Source organism: Saccharopolyspora griseoalba (genome assembly GCF_042665275.1).
In the GTDB taxonomy this organism is placed as follows: domain Bacteria; phylum Actinomycetota; class Actinomycetes; order Mycobacteriales; family Pseudonocardiaceae; genus Saccharopolyspora; species Saccharopolyspora griseoalba.
On sequence record NZ_JBHTCJ010000006.1, the window covers coordinates 234,631 to 250,286 of the forward strand.

Consider the following 15,656-nt stretch of genomic DNA (forward strand, 5'->3'; position numbering starts at 1 on the left):
ACCGCCCGGACGCGGTTCCGCCGCGCGAGCACGCCCGGCGGAACTCCTCAACCGGTGGTCACCTCGTCGAACGGGAGCAGGGGTTCGGCCCAGGGGAAGACGACGAACAGCAGCAGCGCGACGACCGCCGCGACCAGGACCACCGCCTGGAGCAGCTTGGCGGGGAACGGCCCGGGCAGGTGCCGCCAGAGCCAGGCGTACATCAGCCCTCCTCGAGTTCCGGCGGTCGCAGCTGCGGCCGACCGGCGATCTTGGGGTACTCGGTGGTCAGCACGCCGTGCACGATCAGCCGCTGGCGGGCGGAGTACTCCGGGTGGCAGGTGGTCAGCGTGATCAGCCTGCTCGCGTTCGGCGGCAGCTCGCCGCGCACGACCTCGCCGGGCACCGGGTCGATCACCTCGGCCCGGTCCGGCGCGACGATCCGGCGTCCGGCGACCTCGCCGTAGGGCTCGCCCATCGGCGCCACCCCGGCGCAGCGCGGATCGCCACCGCGCCCGTCCCAGCCGGCCTCCTCCTCGGGCATCGGCAGCACCCGGTAGACGTACCAGCGGGCGGCGGTCTCCACCACGAGCGGATCGCACGAGCTCAGCTGGTCGAGCTCGTTGAACGGCGCCCCTCGGCCGATCCGGTGACCGGCCACCGCGAAGTTGCCCGGGGCGCCGGGCCACTGGGTGCCCTCGTAGTGGCCGGGACCGCGCTTGAGGGTCTCCGTGCCGGTGCCCTCGAGCACGGTGAAGTCCAGGCCCGGCCCCAGCGCGGGCAGGTGCAGCCGGGCGAACCCGGCACCGGGCTCCGGCGGCGGCGGTTCCGGGATGGTCCCGCCGCTCGGCTGCTCGGCGCGCTGCTGCTGCCAGCGGTCGTGCAGCTGCTGCGCCGCGGCGTGCTGCTGGCGGGCCGCGAACCAGTCGGTGACGTAGACCGCGTAGAAGACGAACAGCAGCAGGACCAGCCCGGCGGTGATCATCAGCTCGCCGCCGAACCGCGCGACGCCGCGCCAGGTCACCCGCCGCTCGGAGTCCGGTGGCGGGCTCTGCGGCGTCCCGATGGTGGAGACCACGAAGTCGTTCCTCTCCGGTCACGGCTTTCCGCCAGGGGTGCCCGACGAGGGCTGTGATTACGTTAACGTGGTGGGTGGAAACCCAGTCGTTCCGACCAGCGGGTCCGGCTCGCGGAGTCGTTCCCGGCGGGGTCGGGACGGCGACCGACCGGGCACGCGGCGCCATCGCGAACGCCGCCCTGCGGCGTCCCCGCGAACGGGCCCCTGTGCCGCATCACCTGGCGAGGACACCTATGCCGAAGTCGAAGGTCCGCAAGAAGGACACCTCCGCCCCGGTCGCCGACCGCCGCACCCCGGTGAAGGCGAAGGCGGTCGGTCCGTCGCACCCGATCTACGTCGCCGTGATGCTCGGACTCATGATCGTCGGCCTGCTGTGGTTGGTCACCAACTACATCGCCGGCGACAAGATCGGCTTCATGGCCGACCTGGGTGGGTGGAATTTCGCCGTCGGCTTCGCCTTCATGATCGTCGGCTTGCTGATGACCATGCGGTGGCGCTGAGCGCAAGGCTCTGACCTGCGCGGACAACCTGCCCATAAGCCGGTCCCCGGTGCCCCGCAACTCGGGGCGCCGAGGACCGCACCGGTCCGGTCGCGGTTCGTGCTCCGCCGCCGAGCGCGCCCGCCGTTCGAGGTTCACTCAGCCCATCGGCGGATTGACGGACGGTCAGCGAAGCACACATGTGTAACTAATCCCCAGTGGGGATAACTCCTGTGGATAACTCCTCGACAGCGGGTGGACGACCGTGGAACCGAACAGCTGGGCACCCGCGAAGGGCCTGGTCGCCTGCGGCTGGGCATTGGCCGCCGCGGCCGCGGCCTGGTTCGCGCTGACCGACGCGGCCACCGACCGGCTGTTCGTCGGCGTGCTGGTGCTCGCCCTGGTCGCGGCCGCCGCGCACGGCTCGTTCGTCCGCCCGCGGCTGGCCGCCGACAGCACCGGCCTCACGGTGCGCACGCTGACCGGGAGCAAGCACTTCGACTGGCCGCAGGTCACCGTCCGCGTCCGCGAGCACCGCAGGCTCGGCCGCACCAACGCCGGCCTGGAGCTGGACGCCGACCCGCAGCTCATCGTGCTGGGCAGGCTGGAGCTGGGCGCCGACCCCTACGAGGTCGCCTTCCGCCTGCACGACCTCCAGCCCTAGCTCACCGCGGCTGCGTGCAGCGGGTCTGGAACCCGTCGCCGAAGCAGCTGATGTCGCCGAACTGCACGTCGCGGGTGATCACCACGGCGATCAGCAGCACCAGGAGCCCCGCGAGCGCGCCCGCCTGCACCATCGCGCGGTTCTGCCTGGGCGCGTAGAGCAGGGCCGCGGTGGCGGCGGTGCCGAGGACCAGCCCGCCGAGGTGCCCGAGCAGCGAGATGCCGGGGATCGTGATGCTCAGGACGATGTTGAGCGCGATCACCACCAGCACCGGCTTCAGGCTGACCTTGAGCCGCATCGCCGCGATCGCGATGCCGCCCATCAGCCCGTAGATGGCACCGGAGGCGCCGGCGACCGGGGCGTCGGCCGCGCCGAAGAGGAACACCCCGACGCTCCCGCCGAGCAGCGACAGCGCGTAGACCGCCGCGAAGCGGAACCGGCCGAGCAGCAGCTCCAGGTCTCGGCCGATGACCCACAGCGCGATCATGTTCATCGCGAGGTGCACCAGGCCGATGTGCAGGAACCCGGAGCTGAGCAGCCGCCACCACTGGCCGGCGGCCACCGTGATCGGCAGCATCGCGAAGTCGGCGAACAGCGCGGAACCGTAGTTGCGCATGCTGCCCGCCTGCAGCGCGGTGATCGCGAAGATCACCACGTTGACCGCGATCAGCGCGGGAACCAGCATCGGCTTCTCGCGCAGCTGGGCCCCGGCGACGGTCATCGGTCGCCGGGTGGTGCGCTCGCCCTCGGCGACGCAGTCGACGCACTGCATGCCCACCGAGGCGTCGCGCAGGCATTCCGGGCACGCGGGCCGGTCGCACCGGACGCAGCGCAGCCCGGTCGGGCGGTCGGGGTGCCGGACGCAGCCGGGCAGCTGCGCCGGCGCCCCGTCCGCGCCGGGTTGAGATCCGGGGGGCACAGTCATTCTGGTTACCTCCCGGGCGGCGTCAGCCGCGCTCGATCGAAACCTTCTCGATGACGATGTCGTTGACCGGCCGGTCGTTGCGACCGGTCGCGGTGTGCGAAATCGTGTCGACCACGTCGCGCGACTCCTGGTCGGCGACCTCGCCGAAGATGGTGTGCTTGTAGTTCAGCCAAGTCGTGGCCGACACGGTGATGAAGAACTGCGAGCCGTTGGTGTTCGGCCCGGCGTTGGCCATCGCCAGCAGGTACGGCTTGTTGAACTGCAGCTCCGGGTGGAACTCGTCGGCGAACTGGTAGCCGGGGCCGCCGCGGCCGGTTCCGGTCGGGTCACCGGTCTGGCACATGAAGCCGTCGATGACCCGGTGGAAGATGACTCCGTCGTAGAACGGCCCGGAACGTTCGCCCTTGGCGTTCGGCTCGGAGTATTCCTTGGTTCCTTCGGCGAGGCCCACGAAGTTCGCCACGGTCTTGGGCGCCTGGTCGGGGAACAGGTTGATCCGGATGTCGCCCTGCGAGGTGTGCAGGGTCGCGGTCACCGTCGTCCCAACGAGCGATCCGTTGTCTTCAGCCACCCCATCATCCTGCCATCGAGCGCGCTGAACTTTCTTTCTGGGTGCAGTATGGGCAGATCCGGCCCTTCTGGGCGCTGCTCGCACGCGGACGCGAACGCCACATGAGGTTGACCCGCAAAGCCGGGCCAGGGAGGCACCGAATGGATGAAGTGAAGGCGATGACCAAAGCCGGCGAGAGCATGGGCAAGGCGGTCGGCACCGGCGTGCGCTCGGCCCGCCAGGGCGCGATGCGCGCGGGCGAGGTCTGCGGCACGGCAGGAAAGCAGGCCGCCGCGATGGCCGAGCGGGAGCTGGCCAATCGCGGGGTCAACACCGACGAGTTGCAGGAGAAGCTCGCCCAGCGCACCACCGGAATGTCCCGCAAGCAGCTGGCCAAGCGCACGAAGAAGGCCCGCAAGCAGTGGGACAAGCGCACCGCCAAGTCGCGCAAGCAGTGGGCGAAGAACGCCGCGGCGGCCCGCAAGGAGCTGGCCGCGAGGATCGACCCCGCACCGAAGAAGCGCCGCAAGTGGCCGTGGTTGCTCCTGGTGCTGGCGGCGCTGGGCGCGGCGGCAGCGGTGGCCCTGACCCGGCGGCCGGAGGAGCTCCCGGTGGCCGCGGCCACCGGTCGGCAGGACCCGAACCCGACGCCCAGGCACCGCCTGCAGGAGGACGACTCCCCCGTCCCGACCCAGCAGGACGGGCACAACCCGAGCACCGAGAAGACCCACCCGCCGAACCGCTGACGGAACTGCGGATCTCGTGAGGCCGGGCCGTCAGGCCCGGCCTCACTCATGTCAAAACCCCAGCGCACAGCCCTGATGTGCACGAAGCCGGGCAATGCTGAGTATTAATAGCGACTACTGCGATCCACTGCTGCTCAACGAGTGGAGCCAGCAGAACCAACGCCGTCGACCGCGGAAGAGCGTCCCGGGAGAACCCGAACGCCGGCGAACTGCTGGTCGGCGAGCGGGCCGGGAGCGCTGCCCAGCACGAGGGGCCGACGGGCAGCCAGCGCACCGCAGGCGTCCGCGGGGCCCGCAACTAGCACGACGGGACGAGAAGGTTCGCGCACTCCGCGAACGCATCTCGCCCCGATTGCAGTGGAGACGAGGGGAATCGAACCCCTAACCCCCGCCTTGCAAAGGCGGTGCTCTGCCAATTGAGCTACGTCCCCGAGCGGGCGGCTCCGACGAGCCGGGGTAGGTGTCCCCTCGCCGGGATCAGGCCTCGGCGGTGGCCTCGCGCCAGAGGTCGGCCTCGGCCTTGGCGGCCTTGTTGCGGCGAACCACGAAGAAAACAACGCCGGCAACTGCGACGAGCGCGAGCAGCTTCTTCATTCCGGTCGCCTCCTAATCGGGCGCGCGGCCCGGGCTGTTCGAGACCTTGTGAGAAATCGGGAGGAGAACTCCCAGTGGGCCTAGGAGGACTTGAACCTCCGACCTCTTCATTATCAGTGAAGCGCTCTAACCGCCTGAGCTATAGGCCCCTGTTCCGTTGTGCTAAAGAGCTTACAGGATCGTTCCGGGCGCCCGAACGGGGGGTCGGCGTTGCCCCGCCCGGGCCCTGGTGATCCGGTCCGGCCTGCGCGGACGGACCGGATCACCGGGGACGATCCCGGGTCAGCGGCTCACTCGCGCTCGGAGAGCGTGACCTCGATCCCGCCGGCGAAGTCGGCGGCCACGTTGTAGATGAACGCGGCCACCGTGGCCAGGGCGGTGATCAGCACGATGTTGATCGCGCCGACGATCGAGGCGACGCCGAACACGCGGCCCGCGCTGATCAGCGGCTCGGTGGCCGCGTCCTCGGGCTGGGTGAGCTCGGTGAAGGTGCCGTTGAGCGAGTCCCACACGCCCATGCCGTCGAGCACGCCGTAGAGCACCGCCACGGCGATCATCCAGATGAAGAACAGCGCGACCGACAGCACCAGGGCGAGCTTGAGCACCGACCACGGGTCGAGCCGCTTGACCTGCAGGCTCGCCCGCCGCGGCCCCCGGCTGGGACGCCGCGCCGAGGTGGCGTTGGGCGTGCCGGACCGAGCCGAGCCGCCTCCGCCGGCGCCGGCGCCGGCGCCGGTGAACGACACCTGGGTGCGCTCGGCGCCCGCGTTCGGCAGCTGGGTGCGCACGGTCTCCTCGTCGGAGACCGCCTTCGGGATCGTCTGGGTCTCCTCGACCCCGCTGTCGGCGGAGCCCGCCGACGACGTCCCGGTGGCGGCGGTCCCGGACTCCGCGGAGGCCGAGCCCCGCTGCCACGGCGGCGGGGCCTCGGTGCCACCGAGCGCCTCACCGCCGTCGTCGGCAGCCTGCGCCGAGGACGCGCCGGTCTCCGCGGCCGCGTTCTCGACGTTCTCGTCGACTGTCTGGGTGCTGACCGAAGTCCGGTCCGCACCCTGCTGCTGCGGGTCCGAGGACTCCGGCTTCTCGGAACGTGTCACGAGCGATCCTTCGGTGATCGTCGGCGTCGGTGTGCCCCGTGGTCACCCCACGGTTTTACTTCTGCTGGTCCGGCCCCGCAGCGTCGGGGTTGGCGGCCTCGTCGGCGTTGCGGGCGATGGCCACCAGCGCGGTCCCGTCGTCGAGGTTCATCAGGCGAACACCCTTCGTCTGCCTGCCGGCCTTTCGCACCTCCTTGGCGGTGGTCCGGATGACCCCGCCGGTGGAGGTGATCGCGTAGAGCTCGTCGTCGAGCTCGGCGATGAGCGCAGCCACAAGCCTGCCACGCTTGTTGTCGTACTGGAGAGTCAGCACGCCCTTTCCGCCGCGGCCCTGGACCGGGTAGTCCTCGATCGGCGTCCGCTTGGCGTAACCGCCGTCGGTGGCCACGAGGACATACCGGTCATCTCGGCACACGCCCATCGCGAGCAGCTCGTCGCCCTGGTTGAACCGCATGCCGAGCACGCCGGAGGTCGCGCGCCCCATCGGGCGCAGCGCCTCGTCGGTGGCGTGGAAGCGGATGGACTGCCCCTCGGCCGAGACCAGCAGCAGGTCGTCATCCGCCGAGCACAGCACGGCGCCGACCAGCTCGTCGTCGTCCTTGAGGTTGATGCCGATAAGTCCACCCGATCGGTTGGAATCGAAATCGGTCAGACGGGACTTCTTGACCAGGCCGTTCCGCGTCGCCAGCACCAGGTACGGGGCCGCGGTGTAGTCCTTGATCTGCATGACCTGGGCGATCTCCTCGTCCGGCTGGAACGCCAGGAGGTTCGCCACGTGCTGGCCCCGCGCGGTGCGGTTGGCCTCGGGCAGCTCGTAGGCCTTCGCGCGGTAGACCCGGCCCTTGTTGGTGAAGAACAGGATCCAGTCGTGCGTGGAGCAGACGAAGAAGTGCGACACGATGTCGTCCTGCTTCAGCGCCGCGCCCTGCACGCCCTTGCCGCCGCGCTTCTGGGCCCGGTACAGGTCGGTGCGGGTCCGCTTGGCGTAGCCGGTCCGGGTGATCGTGACGACCACGTCCTCGTCGGCGATGAGGTCCTCCATGGAGACCTCGCCCTCGAACGGGACGATCTTGGTGCGCCGGTCCTCGCCGTGCTTGTCCACGATCGCCGCGAGCTCGTCGCGGATGATCGCGCGCTGCCGCTCGGGCTTGTCCAGGATGTCCTTGAGGTCCTCGATCTCGCGCTCGATCTCGGCCAGCTGGTCGACGATCTTCTGGCGCTCCATCGCGGCCAGCCGCCGCAGCTGCATCTCCAGGATCGCGTTGGCCTGGATCTCGTCGATCTCGAGCAGCTCGATCAGGCCGGTGCGCGCCTCGTCGACCGTGGGCGAGCGCCGGATCAGCGCGATGACCTCGTCCAGCGCGTCCAGCGCCTTGGCCAGACCGCGCAGGATGTGCGCCCGCTCCTCGGCCTTGCGCAGCCGGTAGCGGGTCCGGCGGACGATGACGTCGACTTGGTGCTTGACGTAGTACCGGATCACCTGGTCCAGCCGCAGCGTGCGCGGCACGCCGTCGACCAGCGCCAGCATGTTCACGCCGAAGGTGGTCTGCAGCTGGGTGTGCTTGTAGAGGTTGTTGAGCACGACCTTCGGGATCGCGTCCCGCTTGAGGGTGACCACGATCCGCATGCCGCGCCGCGAGTTGGACTCGTCGGCGATGTCCGAGATGCCCGCGATCTTGCCCTCGCGGTGCATGGTCGCGATGTTCTCGATGAGGTTGTCCGGGTTGACCTGGTACGGCAGCTCGGTGACGACCAGGATCGTGCGGCCCTTGCTGTCCTCCTCGATGTTGACGACCGCGCGCATCTTGATCGACCCGCGGCCGGTCCGGTACGCGTCGGCGATCGCGTTGGTGCCCAGGATCAGGCCGTGGGTCGGGAAGTCCGGGCCCTTGATCCGCTGCATCAGCGCTTCGAGCAGCTCGTCGTCCTCGGCCTCGGGGTTGTCCAGCAGCCAGTAGACGCCCTCGGCGACCTCGCGCAGGTTGTGCGGCGGGATGTTGGTCGCCATGCCCACCGCGATACCGCCACCGCCGTTGACCAGCAGGTTCGGGATGCGCGACGGGAGGACGTCGGGTTCCTGGGTGCGGCCGTCGTAGTTGTCCGAGAACTCGACGGTGTCCTCTTCGATGTCGGCGAGCATGTGCGTCGCCAACGGGTCCAGCCGGCACTCGGTGTAGCGCATGGCCGCCGCCGGGTCGTTGCCCGGGGAGCCGAAGTTGCCCTGGCCGTCGATCAGCGGGTGCCGCATCGACCAGGGCTGGGCGAGGCGCACCAGGGTGTCGTAGATCGCCGAGTCGCCGTGCGGGTGGTAGTTGCCCATCACCTCGCCGACGACGCGCGAGCACTTCACGTACCCGCGGTCCGGGCGGAACCCGGCGTCGTGCATCGCGTAGAGCACTCGGCGGTGCACCGGCTTGAGGCCGTCCCGCACGTCCGGCAGGGCGCGCGAGACGATGACGCTCATCGCGTAGTTGATGTAGGAGTTCTGCATCTCCTGCTGGAGTTCGACCGGCTCGATCCGGCCGTGTTCCGGCGGCAGGATTTCAGTCATGCTGATCCTTCGTTTCGCTCGAAGTCTTGGCGATTGAGGCGCGTCGGCGTCACACGTCGAGCAGGCCGGCTTCCTTGGCGTTGCGGGTGATGAACGAGCGCCGGGCCTCGACGTCCTCGCCCATCAGCACGCTGAACAGCTCGTCGGCGGTGGCGGCGTCGTCCAGCGAGACCTGCATGAGCAGCCGGGAAGCCGGGTTCATCGTGGTCTCCCAGAGCTCCTCGGGGTTCATCTCGCCGAGACCCTTGTAGCGCTGGATGCCGTCGTCCTTGGGAAGCTTGCGACCCTCGGCTGCACCGCGCTCGAGCAGCGCGTCGCGCTCCTTGTCGCTGTAGACGTAGTCCGGCTCGGCGCGCGGCCACTTGATCTTGTACAGCGGCGGCTGCGCGAGGTAGACGTGACCGGCCTCGATCAGCGGGCGCATGAACCGGAACAGCAGCGTGAGCAGCAGCGTCCGGATGTGCTGGCCGTCGACGTCGGCGTCGGCCATGATCACGATCTTGTGGTACCGCAGCTTCGACAGGTCGAACTCGTCGTGGATGCCGGTGCCCAGCGCGGTGATGATCGACTGGACCTCGTTGTTCTTGAGGACCTTGTCGATCCGGGCCTTCTCCACGTTGATGATCTTGCCTCGGATCGGCAGGATCGCCTGGAAGCGGGACTCGCGGCCCTCCTTCGCCGAGCCGCCCGCGGAGTCGCCCTCCACGATGTAGAGCTCGCACTCGTCGGGCTGGTTGGACTGGCAGTCCTTGAGCTTGCCCGGCAGGCCGCCGATGTCCATCGCGCTCTTGCGGCGGACCAGCTCCTTGGCCTTGCGCGCGGCCATCCGCGCCTGCGCCGAGGAGACCGCCTTGTTCACGATCGTCTTGGCGTCGGCCGGGTTGCGGTCGAACCAGTCGGTCAGCCACTCGAAGGCGGTGGTCTGCACGAAGGACTTGACCTCGGTGTTGCCCAGCTTGGTCTTGGTCTGGCCCTCGAACTGCGGTTCGGAGACCTTCACCGACACGATCGCGGCCAGGCCCTCGCGGACATCGTCACCGGTGAGGCTGCCGTCCTTGTCCTTGATGAGCTTCTTGTCCTTGGCGTAGGCGTTGACCACCCTGGTCAGCGCGGCCCGGAAGCCCTCCTCGTGGGTACCGCCCTCGTGCGTGTTGATCGTGTTGGCGAAGGTGTACACCGACTGGTTGAAGCCGGAGTTCCACTGCAGCGCCACCTCCAGCTCGTGCCCCTGACCGGAGGCGCTGAAGGCCACCACCTTCTTGTGGATGGGCTCCTTGGTGGCGTTGATGTGCTTGACGAAGTCCTCCAGGCCGCCCGGGTAGTGGAAGGTCCGCTCCTTCGGGCGGACGGCCTCCTCGCCGTCGATCTCGCCGTCCTCGCCGGTGCTGCGCTCGTCCCGCAGGGTGATGATCAGGCCCTTGTTCAGGAAGGCCATCTCCTGCAGCCGGCGAGCGATCGTCTCGGCGTTGTAGGTGGTGGTCTCGAAGATGGTCGGGTCGGCCCAGAAGGTGATGGTGGTGCCGGTCCGGTCGGTCTTCTCGCCCTTCTCGACGTCGGCGACCGGCTTGGAGTCCTTGTAGCTCTGCCGCCAGACGTGGCCGTCCACGTGGACCTCGGCCTCCAGGGCGGTGGACAGCGCGTTGACCACCGACACGCCGACGCCGTGCAGACCGCCGGAGACGGCGTAGGAGTCGCCGCCGAACTTGCCGCCCGCGTGCAGCACGGTGAGCACGACCTCCAGGGTCGGCTTCTTCTCCACCGGGTGCAGGCCGACGGGGATGCCGCGGCCGTCGTCGGTGACCCGCACGCCGCCGTCGGCCAGCAGGGTGACCTCGACCTTGGAGGCGTACCCGGCCATCGCCTCGTCGACCGAGTTGTCCACGACCTCCTGCACCAGGTGGTGCAGACCGCGCTCGCCGGTCGAGCCGATGTACATGCCCGGACGCTTGCGGACGGCCTCAAGGCCCTCAAGAACGGTGATGGATGAAGCGTTGTATTCGCTCTTCTTCGGTGCCACGGGCCTCGATTTCTCCTTGAGCCGACTGTGCTGTCACGGTGATCGGTCGATGCCGGTTCGAACCTGTCTCCCGCACCGCGGACCACTTCGGGGCGACTCGTCTGCCGGCGCCGCACCCCGGGTGCTGCCGACGTCACCACCGGCCTCCCTGCCGACCGGGTCGGTCGTGCCTGCGGCCGGTCGCGGGCGCGTCGGGTCACACCCCGTCTGAGATTCTACTTGTCCCCCCGCGCAGAAGTGGGGCAAGGACACCCCTGACTTGCTCACAGAGCCGATAACTCGACCGGATCCACCATCGAAGAGCCGTGAACGGTCGTCGCCGGATCTCGGTGGCGATCGGCCGCCGAGGAGCAGATCAGCACCGCCGGAGCCCGCCGGGCCGCGCGCCCGACCGGGAACCGGACGGTGCGCAGCCCGCAGATTACTAGCCGTAGGTGTCCCGCGGGCCCCGTCCGGGGACGTGTCGCGGCCCGTGTCGCCAGCTCGGCGCGGCCGGGCCCTGCACCTTGATCCGCTTGACCACGTCGCGGCCGATCCCGTCGGAGATCCGCTTGAGGATCTGCCGCTGCAGCAGGCGCAGCTGGGTGGCCCACGCCGTGGACTGGGCCTGCACGGTGAGCTCGCCGTCGGAGAGCGCGACCGGCTTGGTGTGCTCGGCGACCTCCTCGCCGACCAGCGCACCCCACTTGGCGAAGACCTGGCCGCCGGTGAGGTTGTCCGTCCACCCCCGGTCCTTGGCGATCCGGGACGCGAGCTTGCCCAGCGGCTGCGGGTCGCGGTCGTCCGGACCGGCGCCCGACCAGCCGCGACGCCGCCGGGTGCGCACCTTGCCGCCCGCGGGCCCGGCACCGCTCTTCTTGCGCTTGGCCGCGGCCTGCTCCCGGGCGGCCTGCAGGGCCGCCCGGGCGAGGTCGGGACCGCGCAGCTCGCCGTCCTCCGCAACTCGGGATTCCGCGGCCGACCGCGAGTTATCCACAGCGTTATCCCCATATGTGGGGACATCCACAGCTTTACCAGTGGCGCCGGTCACGCTGGGTTCATCATCGCGGGTGCTCGGCGCTCTGCCGGGCCCCTCGTCCCGGCCATCTTCACTCGGCACGGTGGACCTCGCCTTCCCGGACGTTGAAGTGGACACCGGTGAGCTCCTCCGGCACGTCCTCGGGCACCGCCGCGGTCACCAGCACCTGCTCGGCGTCGGCCACCAGTTCGGCCAGCCGGGCCCGGCGCCGCCGATCCAGCTCGGCGAACACGTCGTCCAGGATCAGCACCGGTTCCGCGCCATCATCGGTGAGCAGGTGGTACGAGGCCAGGCGCAACGCCAGCACGAACGACCACGACTCGCCGTGGCTGGCGTAGCCCTTCGCCGGCAGCTCGCCGAGCAGCAGCTCCAGGTCGTCGCGGTGCGGACCGACCAGCGACACCCCGCGCTCGATCTCCTGCGGGCGGACCCGCTCCAGCTCGGCCTGCAGCGCCGACTCCAGCGCCGCGACCATCTCATCGTGCGGCGGCTGCTCCTGCCCCGGTTCGCCGTAACCCGCGGGCAGCGACTCGCCGAGGCTGCTGCGGTAGCGCAGATCGGCCACCCGCCCCGAGGGCGAGGTCGCCTCCTCGGTCGCGGCCACGCTGGCGTAAGCCCTGGTCACGTGCGGCCCGAGGGCCGAGACCAGGGCGAGCCTGCCGGCCAGCAGCTCGGCGCCGAAGCGCGCGAGGTGACCGTCCCAGACCTCCAGGGTCCGCAGATCGGCCTTGCCGCCGCCCTTGCGCGCCGCGCCCGCCGACTTCAGCAGCGCGCTGCGCTGGCGCAGCACCCGCTCGTAGTCCGAGCGCACGCCCGCGTACTTGGGCGCGCGGGAGACCAGCAGGTCGTCCATGAACCGGCGGCGCTCGCCCGGATCCCCGCGCACGATGGCCAGGTCCTCGGGCGCGAACAGCACGGTGCGCAGGATGCCCAGCACGTCGCGCGGCTTGCCCGCGTTGCCCCGGTTGATCCGGGCGCGGTTGGCCTTGCCCGGGGTGATCTCCAGCTCGACCAGCAGCTCGCGGCCGCCGTTGACCACCGCGGCGCGCACCACCGCTCGGCCGCTGCCCTCGCGCACCAGCGGCTGATCGCTGGAGACCCGGTGCGAGGCGAGCGTCGCGACGTAGCCGATCGCCTCGACCAGGTTGGTCTTGCCCTGCCCGTTCGAGCCGACCAGCACGGTGGTCCCCGGTTCCAGGGCGAGGTCGGCATGCGACCAGGACCGGAAGTCGGTCACCTGCAAATGACGCACGTACACGGCTGTCCAACCTAGTGGTCGGGATCTCGGCGCGGTGGCGGCGGGCACGACGCGCGCGCCGCACCGCCACCGCGGAGCCGGGAGGTCAGTCCTTCTTGACCGCGTGCCCGCCGAACTGGTTGCGCAGCGCGGCGACCGCCTTCATCGCCGGGGAGTCGTCCTGGCGCGAGGCGAAGCGGGCGAACAGCGCGGCGGTCATCACCGGGGCCGGGACCGCGTTGTTGATCGACTCCTCGATGGTCCAGCGACCCTCGCCGGAGTCCTGCACGTAGCCGCGCAGCTCGGCGAGCTCCGGGTCCTCGTCCAGGGCGCGGACCAGCAGGTCCAGCAGCCAGGAGCGGACCACGGTGCCGCGGCTCCACGCCTTGATCGTCGCGGGCACGTCGGTGACCACGTCCGAGGCGGCCAGCAGCTCGAAGCCCTCGGCGTAGGCCTGCATCAGGCCGTACTCGATGCCGTTGTGCACCATCTTCGCGTAGTGCCCCGCGCCGACCGGGCCGGCGTGCGCGAAGCCCTCCTCGCGCGGGCCCTCCGGGCGCAGCGCGTCGAAGATCGGCATCGCGCGCTCGACGTCCTCGGCGTCGCCGCCCGCCATCAGGCCGTAGCCGTTCTCGGCACCCCAGACGCCGCCGGAGACGCCGACGTCGACGTACTTGATGGCGTTCTCCGCGAGCAGCGCGGCGTTGGCCTGGTCGTCGGTGAACTTGGAGTTCCCGCCCTCGATCACCAGGTCACCGGCCGCCAGCAGGCCGGACAGCTCCTCGACGGTCTGCCTGGTCGGGTCCCCGTGCGGGACCATGATCCACACGACGCGCGGGCCGGACAGCTTCTCCACCAGCTCCGCGATCGACGCGACGTCGCTGACTTCGGCGTTTCGGTCGTAACCGACCACCTCGTGCCCCGCAGCGCGCAGCCGCTCGCGCATGTTGAAGCCCATTCGGCCGAGGCCGACAAGTCCGAGTTGCACTGGAACTCCCCTATCCGAACGTGATTGTCGACTGCCGGGGTCGGCGCGCGGCCGGCCTCGTCGGGGCGATGCCTCGCCCGCTGAATCGATCTGACTTCGAGCCTAACCACCGGAGCGGGCAGCCGTCGGCTGGTGGTGGGCCGGATGTGACCCACCACCAGCCGCGCCGGATCAGCCCGGCAGGCGCACCGGCATCAGCAGGTAGAGGTAGCCCTCCTGGACCTGGCCGTCCTCGCCGATCGGCTTGATCAGAGCGGGCCGGTTCGACGTGGTGAACTGCAGCTGCGCCCGCTCGGACTTGAGCGCGCCGAGGCCGTCCAGCAGGTAGGTCGGGTTGAACGCGATGGTCAGGTCCTCGCCGACCAGGTCGACCGGCAGCTCCTCCTCGGCCGAGCCCTCGTCGTCGCCACCGGCGGTCAGCCGCAGCAGGCGGTCGGAGAACTCCAGGCGCACCTGGGTGCCGCGCTCGGCGACCAGCGAGACGCGCTTGATCGCCTCGGCCAGCGGGGCGACGTCGACGTCGGCGGTCACCGCGCTCTCCGAGGGCAGCAGCTGGCGGTACTTGGGGAACTCGGCGTCCAGCAGCCGGGTGGTGTTGCGCCGGGTCGTGCCGGACAGGCCCAGCAGGCCGTCGCCCGAGGCCAGCGAGATCTCCACCTTGCTGCCGCCGGCACCGAGGGTCTTGGCCGAGTCGGCCAGCGTCTTGGCCGGGACGAGCACCGAGGTGTCCCCGAGCGAAGTGCCCGGCTCCCAGGTGAACTCGCGCATCGCCAGCCGGAAACGGTCGGTGGCGACCATGGTCAGCTTGTCGGCGTTGATCTCCATGCGGATGCCGGTGAGCATCGGCAGCGTGTCGTCCTTGCCCGCCGCGACGGCGACCTGGCCGACCGCTTCGCTGAACAGGTCGCCCGGCACCGAACCGACGTGGTCGGGCATCGCGGGCAGCGCCGGGTAGTCCTCGACCGGCATGGTCGGCAGGCTGAACTTCGAGCTGCCGCAGCTGATGCTCACGCGGGACCCGTCCACGGTGAGCTCCACCGGGCGGTTGGGCAGCGCCTTGGTGATGTCGGCCAGCAGGCGCCCGGAGACCAGGGTCTTGCCGCTGGCGTCGATCGAGGCCTCGACCGCGACCTGCGCCGAGACCTCGTAGTCGAAGCCGGAGATGGTCAGCGCTTCCCCGGAGCTCGCATCGAGCAGCACGCCGCCCAGCACCGGAACCGGTGGCCGCGACGGGAGGCTGCGCGCGACCCAGGCGACGGCGTCGGCGAGGCCGTCGCGCTCCACGCGGATCTTCATGGGTGTCCTTTCGGTTTCAGCCGTGGCTTGGCTGCCGAGAACTTGTCGAGCCGTGCGCGGCTGGAAGGTTCGGGGTGCTCCGCGTCGAGGCGAAGCGTCCCGCGCCGAACGCACCGAGGAAGGCAGGCCTCGACAGCGATCGCCGGGGCGATGTTCGCGGATGCGGTCTTCGCGGGAGTTCCACCGTAGAGCGTGCTCGCGGATCTCCGCATCCGGGTCCGGGCATTCGCGAGACCGCTCCGAGGGCCGAGCCGAGGGGTTGTCCACTTATCCACCGCCCCTCTTTCTCTTGTCTTTTTTCTTAAAAGAAGAGAAATGAGAGCAGTAGTAGTAAGGGCTGTGAGTTGTGGGGACAAGTCCCGTTTCGGCTGGTCGTGGCGTCCCGTGCCGTGTGGATGACCACGGGACGTGTCCGGGGACTACGACAGCCGGGTGGT

14 protein-coding genes, 2 tRNA genes and 1 pseudogene are annotated in these 15,656 nt (G+C 70.0%); 3 read left to right on the top strand and 14 right to left on the bottom strand.

Annotated features, from left to right (window positions below; translation table 11 throughout):
- Positions 1-47: 47 nt before the first annotated feature.
- Positions 48-203 carry a hypothetical protein gene (locus ACFQRI_RS14015; protein WP_380668473.1) on the bottom strand — a complete coding sequence of 52 codons (156 nt, stop codon included), beginning with the start codon at positions 201-203 and terminating at the stop codon, positions 48-50.
- On the bottom strand, positions 203-1,057 hold the full coding sequence (locus ACFQRI_RS14020) for a class E sortase (RefSeq protein WP_380668476.1): 855 nt from the start codon (positions 1,055-1,057) through the stop codon (positions 203-205). The genes ACFQRI_RS14015 and ACFQRI_RS14020 overlap by 1 nt, the downstream gene beginning before the upstream one ends.
- 233 nt (positions 1,058-1,290) lie before the next feature.
- Between ACFQRI_RS14020 and crgA the strand changes: the two genes are divergently transcribed.
- Positions 1,291-1,557: a cell division protein CrgA gene (gene crgA, locus ACFQRI_RS14025; protein ID WP_380668479.1), complete on the top strand. Its 267-nt coding sequence runs from the start codon at positions 1,291-1,293 to the stop codon at positions 1,555-1,557.
- 244 nt (positions 1,558-1,801) lie between these two features.
- The gene (locus ACFQRI_RS14030; protein ID WP_380668481.1) at positions 1,802-2,200 is read left to right on the top strand and encodes a PH domain-containing protein; all 399 of its coding nucleotides are present in this window, start codon (positions 1,802-1,804) and stop codon (positions 2,198-2,200) included.
- A 1-nt stretch (position 2,201) separates the two neighbouring features.
- Here ACFQRI_RS14030 and ACFQRI_RS14035 read toward each other — a convergent pair whose 3' ends face one another.
- Both ACFQRI_RS14035 and ACFQRI_RS14040 read right to left on the bottom strand, forming a co-directional pair.
- The gene (locus ACFQRI_RS14035; protein WP_380668483.1) at positions 2,202-3,125 is read right to left on the bottom strand and encodes a rhomboid family intramembrane serine protease; all 924 of its coding nucleotides are present in this window, start codon (positions 3,123-3,125) and stop codon (positions 2,202-2,204) included.
- Positions 3,126-3,147: 22 nt separating this feature from the next.
- A complete protein-coding gene (locus tag ACFQRI_RS14040; protein ID WP_380668485.1) occupies positions 3,148-3,696 on the bottom strand; it encodes a peptidylprolyl isomerase in 549 nt (182 codons plus the stop codon).
- 140 nt (positions 3,697-3,836) lie between these two features.
- Here ACFQRI_RS14040 and ACFQRI_RS14045 point away from each other — a divergent pair, with 140 nt between their 5' ends.
- Positions 3,837-4,421, top strand: coding sequence for a hypothetical protein (locus ACFQRI_RS14045; protein WP_380668487.1), 585 nt, complete (start codon positions 3,837-3,839; stop codon positions 4,419-4,421).
- A 358-nt stretch (positions 4,422-4,779) separates the two neighbouring features.
- Here the strand turns inward: ACFQRI_RS14045 and ACFQRI_RS14050 are convergent.
- The 10 genes and pseudogenes from ACFQRI_RS14050 to dnaN form a co-directional block, all read right to left on the bottom strand.
- Positions 4,780-4,852: transfer RNA gene (locus tag ACFQRI_RS14050), tRNA-Ala, on the bottom strand.
- Positions 4,853-4,907: 55 nt separating this feature from the next.
- Positions 4,908-5,015 (bottom strand): annotated as a pseudogene (locus tag ACFQRI_RS14055) (DLW-39 family protein); the annotation flags it as partial.
- Positions 5,016-5,090: 75 nt separating this feature from the next.
- Positions 5,091-5,164 (bottom strand) — tRNA-Ile (locus tag ACFQRI_RS14060).
- 141 nt (positions 5,165-5,305) lie between these two features.
- Entirely contained in the window at positions 5,306-6,112 is an 807-nt protein-coding gene (locus ACFQRI_RS14065) for a DUF3566 domain-containing protein (RefSeq protein ID WP_380668489.1), read from the bottom strand.
- A 55-nt stretch (positions 6,113-6,167) separates the two neighbouring features.
- Positions 6,168-8,663, bottom strand: coding sequence for a DNA gyrase subunit A (gene gyrA, locus ACFQRI_RS14070; protein ID WP_380668491.1), 2,496 nt, complete (start codon positions 8,661-8,663; stop codon positions 6,168-6,170).
- A 49-nt stretch (positions 8,664-8,712) separates the two neighbouring features.
- Positions 8,713-10,680 carry a DNA topoisomerase (ATP-hydrolyzing) subunit B gene (gyrB, locus tag ACFQRI_RS14075; RefSeq protein ID WP_380668493.1) on the bottom strand — a complete coding sequence of 656 codons (1,968 nt, stop codon included), beginning with the start codon at positions 10,678-10,680 and terminating at the stop codon, positions 8,713-8,715.
- A gap of 424 nt (positions 10,681-11,104) precedes the next feature.
- Positions 11,105-11,656, bottom strand: coding sequence for a DciA family protein (locus ACFQRI_RS14080; protein WP_380668495.1), 552 nt, complete (start codon positions 11,654-11,656; stop codon positions 11,105-11,107).
- A gap of 112 nt (positions 11,657-11,768) precedes the next feature.
- Entirely contained in the window at positions 11,769-12,956 is a 1,188-nt protein-coding gene (gene recF, locus ACFQRI_RS14085; RefSeq protein WP_380668497.1) for a DNA replication/repair protein RecF, read from the bottom strand.
- Positions 12,957-13,041: 85 nt separating this feature from the next.
- Positions 13,042-13,923 (bottom strand): phosphogluconate dehydrogenase (NAD(+)-dependent, decarboxylating), encoded by an 882-nt coding sequence (gnd, locus tag ACFQRI_RS14090; RefSeq protein WP_380668499.1) that lies wholly within the window; start codon positions 13,921-13,923, stop codon positions 13,042-13,044.
- A gap of 171 nt (positions 13,924-14,094) precedes the next feature.
- The gene (gene dnaN / locus ACFQRI_RS14095) at positions 14,095-15,219 is read right to left on the bottom strand and encodes a DNA polymerase III subunit beta (protein ID WP_380668501.1); all 1,125 of its coding nucleotides are present in this window, start codon (positions 15,217-15,219) and stop codon (positions 14,095-14,097) included.
- Positions 15,220-15,656: the final 437 nt, after the last annotated feature.

Coding starts and splice junctions, on each gene's coding strand:
- ACFQRI_RS14015 (WP_380668473.1), bottom strand. CDS start 203: ATGTACGCCTGGCTCTGGCGGCACCTGCCCGGGCCGTTCCCCGCCAAG.
- ACFQRI_RS14045 (WP_380668487.1), top strand. CDS start 3,837: ATGGATGAAGTGAAGGCGATGACCAAAGCCGGCGAGAGCATGGGCAAG.
- crgA (WP_380668479.1), top strand. CDS start 1,291: ATGCCGAAGTCGAAGGTCCGCAAGAAGGACACCTCCGCCCCGGTCGCC.
- dnaN (WP_380668501.1), bottom strand. CDS start 15,219: ATGAAGATCCGCGTGGAGCGCGACGGCCTCGCCGACGCCGTCGCCTGG.
- ACFQRI_RS14035 (WP_380668483.1), bottom strand. CDS start 3,125: ATGACTGTGCCCCCCGGATCTCAACCCGGCGCGGACGGGGCGCCGGCG.
- gyrA (WP_380668491.1), bottom strand. CDS start 8,663: ATGACTGAAATCCTGCCGCCGGAACACGGCCGGATCGAGCCGGTCGAA.